The sequence below is a fragment of the Lysobacter koreensis genome, assembly GCF_042677045.1.
Lineage (GTDB): Bacteria > Pseudomonadota > Gammaproteobacteria > Xanthomonadales > Xanthomonadaceae > Lysobacter_K > Lysobacter_K koreensis.
Genome location: NZ_JBHTIH010000002.1, coordinates 78234 through 95457 on the forward strand (window position 1 = coordinate 78234; position 17224 = coordinate 95457).

Consider the following 17224-nt stretch of genomic DNA (forward strand, 5'->3'; position numbering starts at 1 on the left):
CCAAGGGGAGAGGGACTTCACAACACAACCGGAAGCGGGACGAGCCCGCCGCTCCAATCTCGTTCGGGGACGGCCCCATTCTGGATAAGGAGACGCGCCATGCCCTGGATCATCCTGGTACTCGCCGGCCTGTTCGAAGTCGGCTGGGCGATCGGCCTCAAGTACACCGACGGCTTCACGAAACTCTGGCCGACGGTTGGCACGGTCGCGGCGATGGCGATCAGCCTCGGCCTGCTCGGCATCGCGATGAAGTCGCTGCCGGTCGGCACCGCCTACGCGATCTGGGTCGGGGTCGGCGCGGTCGGCACCGTGATCCTCGGCATCGTGCTGTTCGACGAGCCACTCAACGCGCTGCGCATCGGCAGCGTGGCGTTGATCGTCGCCGGACTGGTCGGCCTGAAGCTGGCGACGCCGTAGGGCGGGTTTTCAACCCGCCGTCTCGCCGCCCGGGCTCGCGAGGAATCGCAGTTTCGCAGCGGCATCCGGTACGCCGCGACGCCGGCATGGCAACGGCGGGTTGAAACCCGCCCTACGCCGATCAGGTGATCGGCGCGGCGCCCATCGGCCGCGGCCAGCCGTTGACGATCTTGCAGAACAGCTGCGCGGTGCGTTCGGTGTCGTACACCGCCGAGTGCGCCTCCGAAGCGTTCCACTCGAAACCGGCGGCCTGCACCGCGCGCGCGAGCACGGTCTGGCCGTAGGCGACGCCGGCCAGGGTCACGGTGTCGAACACGCTGAAGGGGTGGAACGGGTTGCGCTTGTGGGCGCAGCGGGTAACCGCCGCGTTGAGGAAGTTGAGGTCGAAATGGGCGTTGTGCCCGACCAGGATCGCGCGCTGGCAGCCGTGCTTCTTGCAGGCCTCGCGCACCGGCGCGAACACCGCGTCGAGCGCCTGGCGCTCGGGCTTGGCGTCGCGGAACGGGTGGTCGACGTCGATGCCGGTGATCTCCAGCGACTTCGGATCGATCGCCAGGCCCGGGGCCGGCACCACGTGGGCACTGGCACCGGCGCCGAGGATCAGCTGGCCGTCGCCGTCCAGGTCGATCGGCAGCACCGCGATCTCGAGCAGGGCGTGCCTGTTCCAGTCGAAGCCGCCGGTCTCGACGTCGACGACCACCGGCAGGTAGCCGCGGAAACGGCTGGCGAGGGTCGGCGCAGGGCCCGCGGCGGGGTCTGGATCGGGGTTGTACATCGCAAAAGCCTAGCAGACGTGGGCGGACGGCCGGCTCGGGTCGGCATCGCCCGCGTGCGGCGGCAAAGGAATCCTGCCCTCGGCCTGGGCCGGCATGCGGTGTTGTAGATCCGAGCCAGCTCGGATCGTTCTTGACCATGCAATGAGCGATCCGAGCAGGCTCGGATCTCCAAGAGGGATCCGGGCTGCTCGGATCTGCAAGAGCGCTCCGAGTTGCTCGGACTTACGTCCCGGATGAAGTCGCGTTGGGGGCCGGCGGCGATTCGCGTGCGACGGAGAGCGTCCCCAGGATCACGCCGCTGGCGCGCATCTGTTCAAGCAGGGCGCCGCCCTGTTCGAGGAAAGCGGCCACTTCGGCCGAGCCGGCTTCCAGCGCCAGCGCTTGCAGTTGCGCGCGACCGCTGAGCTCCGGCGCCTCGCCCAGGCGTTGCAGCAGCCGGAAGGCCAGCGGGCTCAGCTCGGAGAATCGCACGTTGCCATCGGGCTCGCGCCGCAACAGCAGCAATGTCGGCGTTTCCGGTGGACTCGGCGGCGCGTGGTCGGGGCCGAGCCGATGCACGGGCCATTGGTAGGCCAGCGGCCAGGCCAACGGCGACACCAGGGGTGCCGCTTCGAGCAGGTCGCCGTCCGGGTCATGGTCGACATCGGCGGTGCTGGCCTCGGAAATCTGCAGCGCCAGCTCGACCCATTCGTAGTGCGCCAGTTCGGCCAGGAACGGCAGATCGGGCGCCGCGTCCTCGTGCGTCTCGAGGAAACGCAGGAACTCGCGCGCGATCTGCGTAAACAGCGGCGTCTGGCAGCGGTGCTCGCGGTAGAAGCTGCGCACCAGCTGCGGCCAGCGTTCGTCGCCGAGCAGCTGGCGGATCACCGGGAAATTGGCGGCAAGCAGGTCCTGGATGTTGTTGAACAGCAGGTCGCGGTAGATCGCTAGGCGCCGGTCCTCGATCCCCGGCGGCGCGGCGTTCGCCCCCGGGTCGCGCAGGTGGTGGGTCAGTTCGAACTGCTGCTCGCGCAGGCGCGCCGGCGGCGGGGCCGGGAGCGGCGGATCAGGCGCGGGCATGGTGCGGATCGCGCGCGGCGTGGGTGAGAGAGTTCTCGCGTAGCAGCCGCCGCACCTTGCCCAGCTCGCGCACCAGTTCGGCGTAGGGCGGGAAGTTGAAGTCGCGTTCCAGCAAGGTGGGGCGCGCGCCGAAGCGGCGGTAGGCCTCGCCCAGCAGCGCCCACACCGCGTCCTTCACCGGTGCGCCGTGGGTGTCGACCTTGAGGTCGTCGGCCTCGTCGTAGTGGCCGGCGACATGGACATAGGCAATGCGCTGGCCGGGCAGGCGCGCAAGGAACTCGTGGGCGTCGTAACCGTGGTTGATCGCGTTGACGTAGACGTTGTTGACATCGAGCAGCAGGTCGCAGTCGGCTTCGGCCAGCACCGCGTTGGTGAACTCGATCTCGCTCATTTCCTGGTGCGGGGCGGCGTAGTACGAGGCGTTCTCGACCGCGATGCGGCGGCCGACGATGTCCTGGGCCTGGCGGATGCGCGCGGCGACGTGGTGCACCGCCTCCTCGGTGAACGGGATCGGCAGCAGGTCGTAAAGCTGGCCGTCGTCGCTGCAGTAGCTCAGGTGCTCGCTGTAGAACGCGACGCGGTGCTGCTCGAGGAAGCGACGCACGCGGAGAAGCAACGTCTGGTCGAGCGGCGCGCAACCGCCCAGCGACAGCGACAGCCCGTGGCAGACCAGCGGATGGCGCGCGCTGAGGTCGGCCAGCGCCTCGCCGAAACGCCCGCCGACGCCGATCCAGTTCTCCGGCGCGCATTCGAGGAAGTCGAAATCCTGCCGGCCCTGCGCATCCGGCGTGGCCGCCTGCAGCGGATCGAGCAGCGCGCGCCGCAGGCCAAGGCCGACGGCGTCAGGGGGCAGGGCGCGCGGTTCGCTCATGGTCGGCATCGGTGCGGGCGAGGGCGTCCATCAATCGCGTCGGCGGTCGATTCCGCCCATGGTGCGTGACCACGAGCGGAATCGACTACCGGTCAGCGTGCTACTAACTCAGGCCATGCCACCGCACTTGCCTTCGCCGCACTTGCCTTCCATGTCGGCCTTCTTGTCACCGGCTTTCTTGTCGGCGCCGCACTTGCCTTCACCGCACTTGCCTTCCTTGTGCGTCTTCATCTCTTCGGCGCTGATGAAACCGTCCTGGTTCGGGTCGTGCGCGGCGAACTTGCTGGTGTCGCCGTCGTGGGCGGCGCCGAACTCGGCCTGCGAGATGCGGCCGTCCTTGTCGGTATCCATCTTGTCCATGCCGCACTTGCCTTCACCGCACTTGCCTTCACCGCACTTGCCTTCACCGGCCTTGGTTTTGTCAGCGTGGGCGTGCGCTTCGCCGGCGCTGAGCAGATAGCCCTGGCTGAGGTCGCTCATCGCGAACGCGGAGGCCGACAGGCCCAGGCCACCGACGAGGGCGGCAGTGACGATCAACGAAACCGGCTTGCTGGATTGCTTGGACATGGTCGTGCTCCTGGGTTTCTAGGGGGACTGCGGGGAGTGGTGCGATTAGCACGCGGGCCGATGGTAACGGACCGCGGGTACGGTTCCATTAGCGCGGGCTGGGAATCGGCACGGGCGCGAAAGAGCAGCCGGGAGGTCGGCGCAAAGCCGCGCGCCCAAGGCCGGGCGCGAAGCGGGACGCGTCGCGGGGGCCGCACGGGATGGTGAATGGGTTCTTCATGCCGCTCCTGGCCTCCAGTTCCAAGGATGGCGCGCCTGGTGGACAGGCACACCCGCCATCAGTTGGGGAGTTCGGGCAAAGCCGACAGACGGATGCGGCAAGCCGCGCTGGAGTCAGTGGTTGTTCAGTTTGGCGACGCGTCCAGGCCGCGCCGCGCGCTTCGGTCGGTACTGCCCAATTTCGGGCCGCCTCGATGGCGGCGCCCCGGTTGCAGACCGTCTGGGTGGCGGTGCCTCGGTTCGGATCGCCCTGATGGCGGCCCGGCCGCCGCTCAGGGCGCGGCGGTGGTGTTGGTCTCGTCGCGCTTGTCGCGCGGCGGCAGCAGCTCGTCGCCCTTGACCAGGAACCACACGTTCTCGGCGATGTTGGTGGCGTGGTCGCCGATCCGCTCGATGTTCTTGGCCATGAACAGCAGGTGCGTGCACGGCGTGATGCTGCGCGCGTCTTCCATCATGTAGGTCAGCAGCTCGCGGAACAGGCCGGTATAGGCGGTGTCGATCTCGGCGTCGCGGGCGCGCACGCGCTGGGCGGCCTCGATGTCGTTGATCCGGTACGCGGCCAGCACGTCGCGCAGCTGCTGCACCGCCAAGGTGCCCAGCGCGTGCAGGCCGGCGATGTGCGGCAGCGGCGGCGACAGGTTGAGCGCGGTCGAGCGCTTGGCGACGTTGGCGGCGTAGTCGCCGATCCGCTCGATGTCGGAGGCGATGCGGATCGCTGCGAGTATCTCGCGCAGGTCGCGCGCCATCGGCCCGCGCAGCGCCAGCTTCATCACGTCGTGGCTGATCTCCTGCTCGAGCGCATCGATCGCCTCGTCGTTGGCGATGATGCGTTCGGCGGCCTTGTCGTCGCGCCGCTGCACGACATCCAGCGCGGCCTGCAGCTGCGACGCGGCCATCTCGCCCATGCGCAGGGTTTCTTCCAGCAGGCGATGCTGTTCCTGGTCGTAGCTCTTGACGATGTGGTCGTGCATGTTGGTGCCCATGTGTTGGTTGTCCTGTTACGCGTTCCTAGGCGGATCTTCGCAGCCTTCCATGGCGATCCCTCGCCCTCTCCGGACAGTCCGGCCCGGCCATCCATGGCCGGGCGTTCGGTACCGCAGCCGATGCCGATAGGGCATCGGCTAAGCGCGGTCCCTCACCCAAACCGACCGGTGATGTAGTCCTCGGTCTGCTGCTTGGACGGGTTCGAGAAGATGGTGCCGGTCTGGCCGTGCTCGACCAGGTCGCCCAGGTACATGAAGGCGGTGTAGTCGGACACGCGCGCGGCCTGCTGCATGTTGTGGGTCACGATCGCGATCGTGTAGTCGTTCTTCAGTTCGGCGATCAGCTGCTCGATGCGGCTGGTCGAGATCGGGTCGAGCGCCGAGGTCGGCTCGTCGAGCAGCAGCACGTCCGGGCGCAGCGCCACCGCACGCGCGATGCACAGGCGCTGCTGCTGGCCGCCGGACAGGCCGAGCGCGCTCTGGCCCATCTTGTCCTTGACCTCGTCCCACAGCGCGGCCTGGCGCAGCGCGTCTTCCACGCGCACGTTCATCTCGGCCTTGGAGAGGTTCTCGTGGTGGCGGATGCCGTAAGCGACGTTCTCGAAGATCGTCATCGGGAACGGCACCGGCTTCTGGAACACCATGCCGACCTTGCTGCGCAGCCGATTCATCGGGTACTTGGCGTCGAGGATGTTCTCGCCGTCGAGCAGCACCTCGCCGCTGGCGACCTGCTTGGGGTACAGCGCGTAGATGCGGTTAAAGATCCGCAGCAGGGTCGACTTGCCACAGCCCGACGGCCCGATCAGCGCGGTCACGCGCTTCTCGGGGATCTCCAGGTTGATGCTCTTGAGCGCGCGGAACTTGTCGTAGTGGAAGTCGAGTCCGCGCGCGGCGAGCTTGACGGGGGCTGACGCCGCCGGTGCGACGCTGCGCTCCGGGGTGGCGACGGTGATGCGGGTGTCATTCATGGCCGGGGTCCGGACAACGGAAATGGTTGAGAGGTCAGTCATGGCTGATCCTGTTGCGCAGGACGATCATGCGCGCCAGCAGGCTCACGCACAGCACGAACACGGTGAGCATGAACGCACCGGCCCAGGCCAGCGTGTGCCAGCTTTCGTACGGGCTCATCGCGTACTGGAAGATCACCACCGGCACGTTCGCCATCGGTGCCAGGATGTCGGTGGTCCAGTACTGGTTGTTGAGCGCGGTGAACAGCAGCGGTGCGGTCTCGCCGGAGATGCGGGCCAGGGCGAGCAGGATGCCGGTGATGATGCCCGGCAGCGCCGAGCGGTACAGCACCTGCATCGTCACCTTCCACTGCGGCACGCCCAGCGACAGCGCCGCCTCGCGCATCTGCACCGGAACCAGCTGCAGCATCTCGTCGGTGGTGCGCACCACCACCGGCAGCACGATGAACGCCAGCGCGATGCCACCGGCGAGCGCCGAGAAATGCCCCATCTGCGCCACCACCAGGGTGTACACGAACAGGCCCAAGACAATCGACGGCGCCGACAGCAGGATGTCGTTGACGAAACGCACGGTCTCGCCGATCCAGGACTTCTGCGAGTACTCGGCCAGGAAGGTGCCGGCGAGCACGCCGATCGGCGCGCCGATCACGATGCCGAGCAGGCTCATCACCGCGCTGCCGAAGAACGCATTGAGCATGCCGCCCTCGTCGCCGGGCGGCGGCGTCATCTGCGTGAACAGGTCGAGGTTGATCGAGGCGATGCCCTTGCTCAGCGTGGTCCAGATGATCCACACCAGCCAGAACAGGCCGAAGATCGTCGCCGCGACGGCGAGCGTCTGCGCGAGCAGGTTCTTGAAACGGCGCATGCCGTACAGCGACGCACTCATCAGGAGCCCTCCCGCTTGGACAGTTGCCGCAGCATCAGGCGCGCCGCGGCCAGCACCACGAACGTCACCAGGAACAGCACGAAGCCCAGCGCGATCAGCGAGGAGCGGTACATCTCCGAATCGGCCTCGGCGAATTCATTGGCGATCGTCGCGGCGATCGAGTTGCCCGGCATCAGCAGCGAGGTGGTGAGCTCGTGCGCGTTGCCGAGCACGAAGGTCACCGCCATGGTCTCGCCGAGCGCGCGGCCCAGGCCGAGGAAGATGCCGCCGATCACCGCCGAACGCGTGTACGGCAGCATGATGTCCCAGACCACTTCCCAGCGCGTCGAACCCAGCGCGTAGGCCGATTCCTTGAGGCGGCCGGGCACGGTCAGGAACACCTCGCGCATCACCGAGGCGATGAACGGGATCACCATGATCGCCAGCACCAGGCCGGCGGTGCCCATGCCCAGGCCCAGCGGCGGGCCGGCGAACAGGCTGCCGACCAGCGGCAACTGGCCGAGGTTCTCGTCGACCCAGGGGTAGACGTGCTCGCTCAGCACCGGCACCAGCACGAACAGGCCCCACATGCCGTAGATGATCGAGGGGATGCCGGCGAGCAGTTCGATCGCCGAACCGATCGGCCCGCGCAGCCACTTCGGCGCGATCTCGGTCAGGAACATCGCGATACCGAAGCTGACCGGCACCGCGATGATCATCGCGATCACGGCGGTGACCACGGTGCCGTAGATCGGCACCAGCGCGCCGAACTGCTGGCCGACCGGATCCCAGACGTCCGACCACAGGAAGCTGAGGCCGAACTTGGCGAACGCCTCGCGCCCGCCCCACAGCATCGACAGCGCGGCCGCGCCGAGCGAGACCAGCACCAGCAGGCCGGCGCCGGTGACCAGCCAGCGGAAACCGCGATCGGCGCGCGCGTCCTTGACGTCGCGACTGCTGCTGGCGCGGAGGGGAAGGGTGGTGGCGTTCATCGGGGCGGAGTGCTCTGCATTGGCTTGTCTTGTCGCTTCGCTCGTCTCGTTTTTGCTCGTCATTCCTGCGAAAGCAGGCTCCGCTTTACTTCGGCGGAGCCGAACATCCAGGGACTTGGTTCTTAGCTCGTCATTCCCGCGCAGGCGGGAATCCATGGACTTGGTTCTTCGCCAACAGCAAAGACAACAACAACGTCCATGGATCCCCGCCTGCGCGGGGATGACGCATTGGCAACGCCGTGCGCTTCGCGCACGGGCCAATGCGTCACTTGAACTCCGTCGCCCAGTACGCCTCGACCTGCGACACCAGCTCGGCCGGCAGCGGCACGTAGTGCAGCGCCTGTGCCTGCGCCTGGCCATTGGCCAGCGACCACTTGAAGAACGCCAGCGCGTCCTTCGAGCGCTGGGCGTCCTTGGGCTGCTTGTACATCAGGATGAAATTGGTCGCGGTGATCGGCCAGGCTTCGGCGCCGGGCGCGTTGGTGATCACCAGGTTGAAGTCCTTGGCGTTCTTCCAGTCGGCGGTCGCGGCCGCGGCCTGGAACGCGGCGATGCTCGGCTGCACCCAGTTGCCGGCCGCGTTCTGCATCTGCGCGTGGGCCATGCCGTTCTCGGTGGCGTAGGCCAGCTCGACGTAGCCGATCGAACCCTTGATCTGCTTGACGTACGAGGCCACGCCCTCGTTGCCCTTGCCGCCGATGCCGGTCGGCCAGTTGACCGAGGTGCCTTCGCCGACCTTGGCCTTCCACGCCGGGCTGACCTTGGACAGGTAGTTGACGAAGTTGAAGGTGGTGCCGGAGCCGTCCGAGCGCTTGACCACGTTGATCTTGCTGTCGGGCAGGGTCACGCCCGGGTTCAGCGCGGCAATCGCCGGGTCGTTCCACTTGGCCACCGTGCCCAGGTAGATGTCGGCCAGCAGCGGGCCGCTCAGGCGCAGCTCGCCGGCGGTGACGCCCGCGACGTTGACCACCGGCACCACGCCGCCGATCGCCGACGGGAACTGGCCCAGGCCGGCGGTGGCGAGTTCCTCGCTCGGCAGGGGCTTGTCGGTGGAACCGAAATCGACCGTGGCGGCCTTGATCTGGGCGATGCCGCCGCCGGAACCGATCGACTGGTAGTTGATCTTGTTGCCTGTCGCCTTGTGGTACTCGTCCGACCACTTCGACAGCAGCGGGTAGATGAAGGTCGCGCCGGCGCCGGTGATCTCGGCGGCGACCTTGTCGCCGGCCGGGGCGGTGGCGGTCGGGGCGGCGGCGGTGCCGTCCGCGGCAGGCGCCGGGGTGTCGGTGCCCGGCTTGCAGGCGCTGACCGCGAGGGCCAGGGCGAGGGACAGGGCGGCGATGCGGGCCGTGCTCTTCATGCGTGACTCCATGACGAAGGCTGGCCGGGGGCCAGCGGATGGCGCTATGAAATGATGTTTTTGTTACACGGCGATGACACGGGGCGGGCCGGACTGTCATAGGGCCCTTCTCCCGCCGGCTGGCGGCCGACGCCGGGCCCGAGCCCCCGTCCGCGCCCCAAATACGGTCATGCGCGGCCAAAAGACGGCGGCGAGTCGCCCGCAATCGGTGGAGTGCCACCCGAAAATGGTGGAGCGCCGCCGAATAACAGTGGAGTGCCACCAAAAAACGGCGGAGCGCCACCAAGAATCAGTGGTGTGCCCCCGAAAATCAGTGGAACGCCACCAAGAATCGGTGGAGCGCCACCGCGATTCGGCCGCGCGCCGCCCCCAATCACGCAAGCGCCACTGAAATTCGCTCGCCCGCGACCGGAAAACGGCGGCGTACGGTCGGGAAACTGTGGCTCGCGAGCCCGGATCAATGGCTCACCGGCGCAACACCGTGGCGCGAGCCCGGAACCAGCCGTACCCGCGCGGAAAACGGCGGGTCGCGGCTCCGAATCAATCGCGCAGATCGCCGCGACCGACAACCTGCAGCGACGAATCCGGGTGGCCGCCGCCGCGCCGGCGTCGACCACGAAAAACGGGCCCGAAGGCCCGTTTTCCCAGCAACACCGAGCCGGCGGCTCAGTACGCCATGTTCGCCTTCCAGTAACCCTCGATCTGGGTCACCAGCGCGTCGGGCAGCGGCACGTAGTCGAGCTTCTTGGCCTGCGCGTCGCCGTTGGCGTACACCCAGCGGAAGAATTCCTTGGCCTGCTTGGCGCCGGCGGCGTTCTTGGGCTGCTTGTACATCAGGATGAAGTTGGTCGCGGTGATCGGCCAGGAGTTCGCGCCGGGGGCATTGGTCATCACCAGGTAGAAGTCCTTGGCGTCGGCCCACTGCGCGCTGGCGGCGGCGGCCTGGAAGGTCTCGTCCGAGGGCAGCACGAAGTTGCCGGCCGGGTTCTTCAGGCGCGAGTACGACATCTTGTTCTGCAGCGCGTAGGACAGCTCGACGTAACCGATGCCGCCGCTGATCTGCTTGACGTACGCGGCCACGCCCTCGTTGCCCTTGCCGCCGATGCCGACCGGCCACTTCACGGCGGTGCCTTCGCCGACCTTGGCCTTCCACTCCGGGTTGACCTTGGACAGGTAGTTGACGAAGTTGAAGGTGGTGCCCGAGCCGTCGGAGCGGTGCACGACGGTGATCTTCTTGGCCGGCAGCTTGACGCCGCCGTTGAGGGCGACGATCGCCGGGTCGTTCCACATCTTGATCTTGCCCAGGAAGATGTTGCCCAGGGTTGCGCCGTCCAGCTTCATCGCGCCGGCGGGCACGCCCGGCACGTTGATCACCGGCACCACGCCGCCGATCACCGACGGGAACTGGGCCAGGCCGTGCTTGGCCAGCTCCTCGGGCTTGAGCGGGGCGTCGGACGAACCGAAGTCGACGGTGCCGGCCTTGATCTGGGCGATGCCGCCACCGGAACCGATCGACTGGTAGTTGACGCGCTTCTTGGAGGCCTTGGCGTAGTCGGCCGACCACTTGGACATGACCGGGTAGACGAACGAGGCGCCGGCGCCGGTGACGTCGGCGGCCTGCGCGCTGGCGCCGCACGCGGTCGCGATGGCGAGGGCGGCGAGGCGGAATTGGATCGACTTGAACACTGATGGGCTCCTGGAAAGACGACGGGCGTAGCCCGCCCGGGGTGCATTTCATAACGGTGGGATGACACCCGCGCGTCGGGTAAATGACAGGTCGGTGACAGCGCTCGGATTCGAGGCCGATCGGCTCCCCTCTTTGGAAAAGAGGGGTTGGGGGAGATTGGCCTTGGTTGTTGCCGTGGCTGTTGCTGCCCCAGGAGCAGAGCAAGAGCAAATCCCCCCTGGCCCCCCTTTTTCAAAGGGGGGAATCCGGATGCCTGTGGATCCGCTCCCCTCTTTTTGCAGAGGGGGGCCGGACGTGGCGCAAAAAAAAGGCGCGGCTTTCGCCGCGCCCTCAATGGATGCATCAAGAGAGAGAGAGAGGGAGAGCGGGGCTTACCAGTAGAACTGCACGCGCGCTTCGAGGATGCTCGGGTTGTCGTCGACTTCGCGGTTGACCAGCATGTTGTTGTTGGCCGGCAGCGCGGCGTACGGCGCGGCCGGGGTGCGGATGAAGTAACGCGAGCTGTCGACCTTGACGTAGTTCAGCATGAACTTGAAGTTCGAGCGCCAGTACCAGTTGACGCCGACGGTCCAGGTGTCCATCTCGCCGCCGAGCACGCCGTTGACGAGCGAAGCCGCGGTCGGGGTGGCGCCCGGGATGGCGTTGCCGTCGTTGAGGTCGATCGTGTCGTAGCGCAGGCCGAGCTGCCACATGCCCGAACCCGGGTTGTTGGGCAGCGGGGTGGTCGGCACGCCGTCCTTGTAACCCCAGGACTCGCCGGTGATGTTCCACAGGCCGCTGACGTAGCCGCTGCTGGCGTCGAAGTCGTTCGACTGGCGCGGGTTGCCGTTGTTGTAGCGGTCCACGCTGGCCTGCATGTACTCGGTCTGCAGCTTGAACGGGCCGCTGATCCACATCGCTTCGCCGCCGATGGTGGCCTGGCGGTCGGCGTTGGTCATGTTGCCGGTGTCGACGATGCGCTGGCCGGCGAGGTCGGCGTTCGGGCGCGCGCGCAGGCGCAGGGTGTCGGCGTCGGTGTCGTAGTCGACGTAGGACAGGCCGAAGTGCAGCACGTTGCCGGTCTCGTTGATCGGCGCCCAGTTGCCGCGCGCGCCGAAGCCGCTGCCGTGGGCAAGGTTGCGGGTCATCTCGCGACCGAAGTAGCTGGTGGTCACGCCCCAGTTGACGTCGCCGAAGCGGTAGGCGGCGCCGAGGCGGCGGGCCACGCCGAAGGTGTTGGTGACCAGCGCCTTGGAGATGAAGTCGTTGTTCTTGGTCGAGGACAGCTCTTCCAGGCTGTTGGGCTGCTTGAACTGGCCCAGCTGCACGAAGTGGTTGCCGTTGCCGCCGAGCTTGTACTTGGCGTTGACGTCCAGGTACTTGTCGGCCTTGGCGTCGTAGCCCAGCACCCACTCGAAGTTGCCCGGGCCCTTGCCCTTGAGCACGATCTCGGCGCGGCGCAGTTCCTGGTCGGCGTCGCTGCCGTCCAGCGCATCGCCGTTGAGGTTGGCGAAGTCGTTGTCGAACTTGTTGAAGTCGGCCTGGACCAGGCCCTCGAAGGAGACTTCGGAGTCGGCGATCACGTCGAGCGCGACTTCGGCGTGCGCGGCCGGCGCGATGAGCACGGCAAGCAGCGCGACGGAAAGGGTGTGGCGGCGGAGGTTCATCGGTGGGCCCTGGGGCGTGGAGTGATGCCGGGCAGGCTAGGGTGTGAAAGTTGCGTAAATGTGACAGGCCTGACTTATTTCGCCGCCGTGACCGACCGATAACCCTGCAATTCAGGTCGCGACCGGGTCCGGCTCGCCCGGGGTCTTGTCCTTGAACCGACACAAATCGCGGATCGCGCAGTGCGGGCAGTCGGGCTTGCGCGCCTTGCACACGTAGCGGCCGTGCAGGATCAGCCAGTGGTGGGCGTCGTGCAGGTAGGCCGCCGGCACCGCCTGCAGCAGGCCGTCCTCGACCGCGCGCACGGTCTTGCCCGGCGCCAGCCCGGTGCGGTTGGCGACCCGGAAGATGTGGGTGTCGACCGCCATGGTCGGTTCGCCGAACGCGGTGTTGAGGACCACGTTCGCGGTCTTGCGGCCAACCCCGGGCAGCGCCTCGAGCGCGGCGCGCTCGCGTGGCACCTCGCCGCCGTGTTGCTCGATCAGCTGGTGCGCCATCGCGACCACGTTCGCGGCCTTGGTGTTGTAGAGGCCGATCGTGGCGATGTAGGGCTTGAGCCCCTCTACCCCGAGCGCGGCGATCGCCTGCGGGGTGTTGGCGACAGGAAACAGCCGGCGCGTGGCCTTGTTGACGCCGACGTCGGTCGCCTGCGCCGACAGGGTTACCGCCACGAGCAGCTCGTAGGGGCTGCTGTATTCCAGTTCGGTGGCCGGCTTGGGGTTGAGTGCCTGCAGCCGGGCGAACAGTTCTTCGGCTTCGGCGCGGCTGAGCTTGCCGCGGCGCTTCGGCAACCGGGTGCGGGCGCCGGGACTCACGGCTTGGCGGGGCCGGCGGCCTTGGCCTTGGCGCGGGCGAGCGCGGCCGCGGCCGCCGGCGGCAGCGCGGGCCGGGGCGCGGCATCGGTATCGACCGAGGCAGCGGCGGGGGCCGGGGTTGCGCGTTGCGCGGCGCGCTCGGCGGCACGGCGCTGCAGTCGGGCGTTGCGCGCGCGGTAGCGTTCGCGCGCGGCCAGCGCGGTGCGGCGCGCCTCGCGGGCCGCGAGCAGGTGGGCGCTGCAAGCCGGATTGCACGCCGGGCAGGCCTCCACCGCCAGCAGCCCGAGCTCGATCGCACGGTCGAGGTCGTCGTCGGCCAGCGCCGCGACGATAGCGTGCGCGGATGCGCCGGCGCCGTCGCGACAATCGCAACCGGCGCAGGGCAGGGCATCGCTCATGCGCCGCTGAAGACCGGCTTGCGGCGTTCGAGGAACGCGCCGGTGCCTTCGCGCATGTCGTCGGTCGAGAACATCAGGCCGAACTGCGCCGATTCGTATTCGAGGCCCTCCTCGATCCCGCACTCGCCGCCGACGTTGATGCAGTCGAGCATGCCGCGCAGCGCGAGCGGCGCGGCGTTGGCGAGCTGCTCGGCGAGCTTCATGGTCTCGGCTTCGAGTTCGTCGCTGGCCACCACGCGGTTGACGATGCCCAGTTCGCGCGCCCGCGCCGCGTCGATCGGCGCGCCGACCAGACACAGCTCCAGGGTCGCGGCGCGGCCGGCCAGGCGCAGCAGGCGCTGGGTGCCGCCGAAGCCGGGAATCAGGCCGAGGTTGATCTCCGGCTGGCCGAGCTTGGCGCTGTCGGCGGCGATCCGCAGGTGGCAGCACATCGCCAGCTCCATGCCGCCACCGAGCGCGAAGCCATTCACCATCGCGATCACCGGCTTGGGCATCTTCTCGACCCGGCGCATCATGCGCTGCCCGCGCAGCGAGAAGTCGCGCCCTTGCACCGGGGTCAAGCCGTTCATCTCGGCGATGTCGGCGCCGGCGACGAAGGCCTTCGCACCGGCGCCGGTCAGCACCACGACGCGCACCGATGGCGCCGCGGCCGCGGCATCGAAGGCCTCGTGCAGGGCGTCGAGGGTGGCCGCGTTGAGTGCGTTCAGCTTGTCGGGGCGGTTGACCGTGATCACGCGGACGGCGCCGCGGTCGGTGGTCGTGACGGGCGAGGGTGGGGTGTCGGACGGGGCTGCGGACATGGCGTCGGGCTCAGGCCTGAAGGGGATGAACGGAAGGTTTCGGGGGACGCGGAACTCTGCCGAGGGCACGTTGTCAGAGCGGTTGGCGTCAGTGGCGGTTAAGCCGTGGCGCCGCTATCCTAGCGCGCTGCTCGGGGCTGTCGACCGACGCGCATCCCGGCGGGGCCACCAGTCGTCCCGCCAAGCTCCCGGAGGTTTCACCGAATGAAGTTGCGTTTGATTGCCGTCGCCATCGCGGCCCTGGCTCTGACCGCCGGCAACGCCGTCGCGCAGGACACCTCGTCGGAAAAGGGCAAGCTGAGCTACGCGCTCGGTTACGACCTCGGCCGCAACGCCAGCGAAAGCGGCGAGCAGGTCGATGTGAACACCATCATCAAGGGCCTGCAGGACGGCTACGGCAAGAAGCAGCCGACCGTGCCGGTCGACCAGCTGCGCACCGCCGTGCAGAACATGCAGAAGCGCCAGCAGGCCAAGGCCAAGGCCGATTGGGACAAGGCCGCGGCGACCAACAAGACCAAGAGCGACAGCTTCGTGGCGCAGAACAAGGCCAAGGCCGGCGTCAAGGCGCTGCCCAGCGGCGTGCAGTACCGCGTGATCGAAGCCGGCAACGGCGCCAAGCCGAGCCAGGCCAACACCGTGCAGCTCGAAGTGGCCGGCCCTTATGCGTGGGGCGAGCGCCCGGCGCAGGCGCGTCCGGCGCAGCCGATCCAGGCGGTGAAGGTCAGCGAGATCGAAATGCCCGCGATGCGCGAAGTGCTGCTGCAGATGCCGGCCGGCTCGAAGTGGGAAGTCACGCTGCCGGCCGACAAGGCCTACGGCGCCGACCCGCGCACGCCGTTCCCGCCGAACGTGGCGGTGCAGTTCGAGATCAAGCTCGTCAGCGTCAAGTGACGTTTCGGCCGGCTCGCGCACAGCGCGATCGGCCTTGCCGAAACGTCATCCCCGAGTGCTCCTATCGGGGATCCAGCGACGTTGCTCTTGCTTGCAAGCGCAACGTCAATGGCAAAGTCGCTGGATCCCCGCCTGCGCGGGGATGACGAGCGAAAGCAGCAGTCGATCGCGACATGCAACACGCACCACCCAACGCCGGCCCCGCGCCGGCGTTGTCATATCCACCCCTCTTCCGTACCGTCGTGCCATGACCCCTTACCGCGCCATCCTCAGTCCCTGCATCGGCATCTGTTCCCTGGATGCCGCGGGCCTGTGCGAAGGCTGCCACCGCACCACCGCTGAGATCGCGCGCTGGTCGCAGATGAACGACGACGAGCGCCTGCGGCTGATGGAAACCGTACTGCCGGAACGCCAGTCGCGCGTGGGTTGACCGCGATGCTGCCCGACCCGCGCCAGTTCGCCGCCGCGCTGCATCCGCTCTCGGCGCCGCCGCCCGGGCCGGGCTGGAACCTTGCCGAGCTCGCCGACCTGCTGCTGCCCGAGGCCGTGCTCAGCGACGCCGCGGTGCTGGTCGGCCTGGTGCCGCGCGCCGACGGCACCCAGGTGCTGCTGACCCGCCGCACCGACGGCCTGCGCCACCATGGTGGCCAGGTCAGTTTCCCGGGCGGACGCATCGAGCCGTCCGACCGCGACGCGGTCACCGCCGCGATGCGCGAAACCGGTGAGGAGATCGGCGTTGGTCCCGCGCAGATCACCCCGTTGGGTTTCCTCGACCCGCTGGCGACGATCACCGGGTTCCGGGTGCTGCCGGTTGTGGCGCTGATCGCGGTCGATTATGTCGCCCATCCCGACCCGGGCGAAGTCGCCGACGTGTTCGAGGTGCCGCTCGCGTTCCTGCTCGACCCGGACAACCTGGCCACGCACACGCTCGACTACCGTGGCCAACCGCGCCAGGTGTTCGAGTACCGCTACCCGGCGCAGCGCATCTGGGGCGCCACCGCGTCGATGCTGTTCAACCTGCGCCAACGCCTGGAGGGCCACCGATGAAACCCTGGACCACGCTGGTATCCGCGCAGGAGTTGCACGCCGCGTTGGGTCGCGACGACCTGGTCGTGGTCGACGCGCGCGCGCTGCTGTCCGACCGCGCCGGCAGCGAAGCGGCGTACCGCGCCGCGCACATTCCCGGCGCGCGCTTCGCGGACCTCGACCGCGACCTGTCCGACCACCGCAAACCGCACGCCGGCCGCCACCCGTGGCCCGACGCGGCCGACTTCACCGCCGTGCTCGGACGCTGGGGCATCACCCCGGCGCACCAGGTCGTGGCCTATGACGCTGGCGACGGTGCGCTCGCTGCCGCGCGCCTGTGGTTCCTGCTGCGCGCGCTGCGGCACGAAGCCGTCGCGGTGCTCGACGGCGGCCTGGCACGCTGGAATGGGCTGGATCTGCCGGTCGAATCCGTCGTGCCCGCGCCGACGCCGACGTCCTACGCGGCGCAGTTTGACGGCCACCGCCTGCTCGATGCGGCGGCGGTGCAGGCGCACCTGGCCGACGGCGGCATGCTGCTCGACGCGCGCGCCGGCGAACGCTTCCGCGGCGAGGTCGAGCCGCTCGACCGCGTCGCCGGCCACGTGCCCGGCGCGCGCAACCGCCCGTATGCCGACAACCTGCGCGATGGGCGCTTCAAGCCACGCGAGGAACTGGCCGCCGAGTTCGCCGCGATTCTCGGCACGCACGAGGCGGACGATGTCGTGGCGATGTGCGGCTCGGGCGTGACCGCGTGCCACCACCTGCTGGCGATGGAGCATGCCGGCCTGCATGGCGCGAAGTTGTTCACCGGCTCGTGGAGCGGCTGGATCGACGACGAGCATCGGCCGATCGCGCGCGGCGAGTGAGTTCGTGAGAATCGCTTGGC

The 17224-nt window shown here is 68.4% G+C and carries 17 protein-coding genes and 1 pseudogene; 4 read left to right on the forward strand and 14 right to left on the reverse strand.

Annotated elements, in window-relative coordinates; all coding sequences use genetic code 11:
• The first annotated feature begins 99 nt into the window (after positions 1 to 99).
• Positions 100 to 417: a quaternary ammonium compound efflux SMR transporter SugE gene (gene sugE, locus ACFQZQ_RS00590; protein WP_386810752.1), complete on the forward strand. Its 318-nt coding sequence runs from the start codon at positions 100 to 102 to the stop codon at positions 415 to 417.
• A 121-nt stretch (positions 418 to 538) separates the two neighbouring features.
• On the opposite strand, the gene rnt is transcribed toward sugE, so the two are convergent.
• The 14 genes from rnt to ACFQZQ_RS00660 all read right to left on the reverse strand — a co-directional run bounded on the left by rnt (position 539) and on the right by ACFQZQ_RS00660 (position 14421).
• Complete coding sequence (gene rnt / locus ACFQZQ_RS00595) at positions 539 to 1192, reverse strand: ribonuclease T (RefSeq protein ID WP_386810753.1); 654 nt, start codon at positions 1190 to 1192, stop codon at positions 539 to 541.
• A gap of 223 nt (positions 1193 to 1415) precedes the next feature.
• Positions 1416 to 2252 carry an HvfC family RiPP maturation protein gene (locus tag ACFQZQ_RS00600; protein WP_386810754.1) on the reverse strand — a complete coding sequence of 279 codons (837 nt, stop codon included), beginning with the start codon at positions 2250 to 2252 and terminating at the stop codon, positions 1416 to 1418.
• A complete protein-coding gene (locus tag ACFQZQ_RS00605) occupies positions 2239 to 3123 on the reverse strand; it encodes an HvfB family MNIO-type RiPP peptide maturase (protein ID WP_386810755.1) in 885 nt (294 codons plus the stop codon). The genes ACFQZQ_RS00600 and ACFQZQ_RS00605 overlap by 14 nt, the downstream gene beginning before the upstream one ends.
• Before the next feature lie 108 nt (positions 3124 to 3231).
• Positions 3232 to 3690, reverse strand: coding sequence for an HvfA family oxazolone/thioamide-modified RiPP metallophore (locus tag ACFQZQ_RS00610; RefSeq protein WP_386810756.1), 459 nt, complete (start codon positions 3688 to 3690; stop codon positions 3232 to 3234).
• 491 nt (positions 3691 to 4181) lie between these two features.
• Positions 4182 to 4892 carry a phosphate signaling complex protein PhoU gene (gene phoU / locus ACFQZQ_RS00615; RefSeq protein ID WP_386810757.1) on the reverse strand — a complete coding sequence of 237 codons (711 nt, stop codon included), beginning with the start codon at positions 4890 to 4892 and terminating at the stop codon, positions 4182 to 4184.
• Between the two features lie 152 nt (positions 4893 to 5044).
• Positions 5045 to 5860 carry a phosphate ABC transporter ATP-binding protein PstB gene (gene pstB / locus ACFQZQ_RS00620; RefSeq protein ID WP_386810758.1) on the reverse strand — a complete coding sequence of 272 codons (816 nt, stop codon included), beginning with the start codon at positions 5858 to 5860 and terminating at the stop codon, positions 5045 to 5047.
• Positions 5861 to 5894: 34 nt separating this feature from the next.
• Positions 5895 to 6746 carry a phosphate ABC transporter permease PstA gene (gene pstA / locus ACFQZQ_RS00625; RefSeq protein WP_386810759.1) on the reverse strand — a complete coding sequence of 284 codons (852 nt, stop codon included), beginning with the start codon at positions 6744 to 6746 and terminating at the stop codon, positions 5895 to 5897.
• Complete coding sequence (gene pstC / locus ACFQZQ_RS00630) at positions 6746 to 7717, reverse strand: phosphate ABC transporter permease subunit PstC (protein ID WP_386810760.1); 972 nt, start codon at positions 7715 to 7717, stop codon at positions 6746 to 6748. Before pstC ends, pstA begins: the two co-directional genes overlap by 1 nt.
• Positions 7718 to 7982: 265 nt before the next feature.
• Entirely contained in the window at positions 7983 to 9077 is a 1095-nt protein-coding gene (pstS, locus tag ACFQZQ_RS00635; protein ID WP_386810761.1) for a phosphate ABC transporter substrate-binding protein PstS, read from the reverse strand.
• A 666-nt stretch (positions 9078 to 9743) separates the two neighbouring features.
• A complete protein-coding gene (gene pstS / locus ACFQZQ_RS00640; RefSeq protein WP_386810762.1) occupies positions 9744 to 10763 on the reverse strand; it encodes a phosphate ABC transporter substrate-binding protein PstS in 1020 nt (339 codons plus the stop codon).
• A gap of 372 nt (positions 10764 to 11135) precedes the next feature.
• Positions 11136 to 12410, reverse strand: coding sequence for an OprO/OprP family phosphate-selective porin (locus ACFQZQ_RS00645; RefSeq protein ID WP_386810763.1), 1275 nt, complete (start codon positions 12408 to 12410; stop codon positions 11136 to 11138).
• A gap of 111 nt (positions 12411 to 12521) precedes the next feature.
• Complete coding sequence (nth, locus tag ACFQZQ_RS00650; RefSeq protein ID WP_386810764.1) at positions 12522 to 13223, reverse strand: endonuclease III; 702 nt, start codon at positions 13221 to 13223, stop codon at positions 12522 to 12524.
• Positions 13220 to 13621, reverse strand: a complete 402-nt coding sequence (locus ACFQZQ_RS00655; protein ID WP_386810765.1) for a hypothetical protein — start codon at positions 13619 to 13621, stop codon at positions 13220 to 13222. The genes nth and ACFQZQ_RS00655 overlap by 4 nt, the downstream gene beginning before the upstream one ends.
• A complete protein-coding gene (locus tag ACFQZQ_RS00660; protein WP_386810766.1) occupies positions 13618 to 14421 on the reverse strand; it encodes an enoyl-CoA hydratase/isomerase family protein in 804 nt (267 codons plus the stop codon). Before ACFQZQ_RS00660 ends, ACFQZQ_RS00655 begins: the two co-directional genes overlap by 4 nt.
• Before the next feature lie 204 nt (positions 14422 to 14625).
• On the opposite strand from ACFQZQ_RS00660, the gene ACFQZQ_RS00665 reads away from it, so the two are divergent.
• The 3 genes and pseudogenes from ACFQZQ_RS00665 to ACFQZQ_RS00675 all read left to right on the forward strand — a co-directional run bounded on the left by ACFQZQ_RS00665 (position 14626) and on the right by ACFQZQ_RS00675 (position 17204).
• Positions 14626 to 15312, forward strand: a complete 687-nt coding sequence (locus ACFQZQ_RS00665; RefSeq protein WP_386810767.1) for an FKBP-type peptidyl-prolyl cis-trans isomerase N-terminal domain-containing protein — start codon at positions 14626 to 14628, stop codon at positions 15310 to 15312.
• A 247-nt stretch (positions 15313 to 15559) separates the two neighbouring features.
• Positions 15560 to 16359: pseudogene (locus tag ACFQZQ_RS00670) on the forward strand (NUDIX hydrolase).
• The gene (locus ACFQZQ_RS00675; RefSeq protein ID WP_386810768.1) at positions 16356 to 17204 is read left to right on the forward strand and encodes a sulfurtransferase; all 849 of its coding nucleotides are present in this window, start codon (positions 16356 to 16358) and stop codon (positions 17202 to 17204) included. Before ACFQZQ_RS00670 ends, ACFQZQ_RS00675 begins: the two are co-directional and overlap by 4 nt.
• Positions 17205 to 17224 lie beyond the last annotated feature (20 nt).

Excerpts from the sequence above, each read along its gene's own strand:
- sugE (WP_386810752.1), top strand. The coding sequence starts at position 100 with ATGCCCTGGATCATCCTGGTACTCGCCGGCCTGTTCGAAGTCGGCTGG.
- rnt (WP_386810753.1), bottom strand. The coding sequence starts at position 1,192 with ATGTACAACCCCGATCCAGACCCCGCCGCGGGCCCTGCGCCGACCCTC.
- ACFQZQ_RS00600 (WP_386810754.1), bottom strand. The coding sequence starts at position 2,252 with ATGCCCGCGCCTGATCCGCCGCTCCCGGCCCCGCCGCCGGCGCGCCTG.
- ACFQZQ_RS00605 (WP_386810755.1), bottom strand. The coding sequence starts at position 3,123 with ATGAGCGAACCGCGCGCCCTGCCCCCTGACGCCGTCGGCCTTGGCCTG.
- ACFQZQ_RS00610 (WP_386810756.1), bottom strand. The coding sequence starts at position 3,690 with ATGTCCAAGCAATCCAGCAAGCCGGTTTCGTTGATCGTCACTGCCGCC.
- phoU (WP_386810757.1), bottom strand. The coding sequence starts at position 4,892 with ATGGGCACCAACATGCACGACCACATCGTCAAGAGCTACGACCAGGAA.
- pstB (WP_386810758.1), bottom strand. The coding sequence starts at position 5,860 with ATGAATGACACCCGCATCACCGTCGCCACCCCGGAGCGCAGCGTCGCA.
- pstA (WP_386810759.1), bottom strand. The coding sequence starts at position 6,746 with ATGAGTGCGTCGCTGTACGGCATGCGCCGTTTCAAGAACCTGCTCGCG.
- pstC (WP_386810760.1), bottom strand. The coding sequence starts at position 7,717 with ATGAACGCCACCACCCTTCCCCTCCGCGCCAGCAGCAGTCGCGACGTC.
- pstS (WP_386810761.1), bottom strand. The coding sequence starts at position 9,077 with ATGAAGAGCACGGCCCGCATCGCCGCCCTGTCCCTCGCCCTGGCCCTC.
- ACFQZQ_RS00645 (WP_386810763.1), bottom strand. The coding sequence starts at position 12,410 with ATGAACCTCCGCCGCCACACCCTTTCCGTCGCGCTGCTTGCCGTGCTC.
- ACFQZQ_RS00655 (WP_386810765.1), bottom strand. The coding sequence starts at position 13,621 with ATGAGCGATGCCCTGCCCTGCGCCGGTTGCGATTGTCGCGACGGCGCC.
- ACFQZQ_RS00660 (WP_386810766.1), bottom strand. The coding sequence starts at position 14,421 with ATGTCCGCAGCCCCGTCCGACACCCCACCCTCGCCCGTCACGACCACC.
- ACFQZQ_RS00665 (WP_386810767.1), top strand. The coding sequence starts at position 14,626 with ATGAAGTTGCGTTTGATTGCCGTCGCCATCGCGGCCCTGGCTCTGACC.
- ACFQZQ_RS00675 (WP_386810768.1), top strand. The coding sequence starts at position 16,356 with ATGAAACCCTGGACCACGCTGGTATCCGCGCAGGAGTTGCACGCCGCG.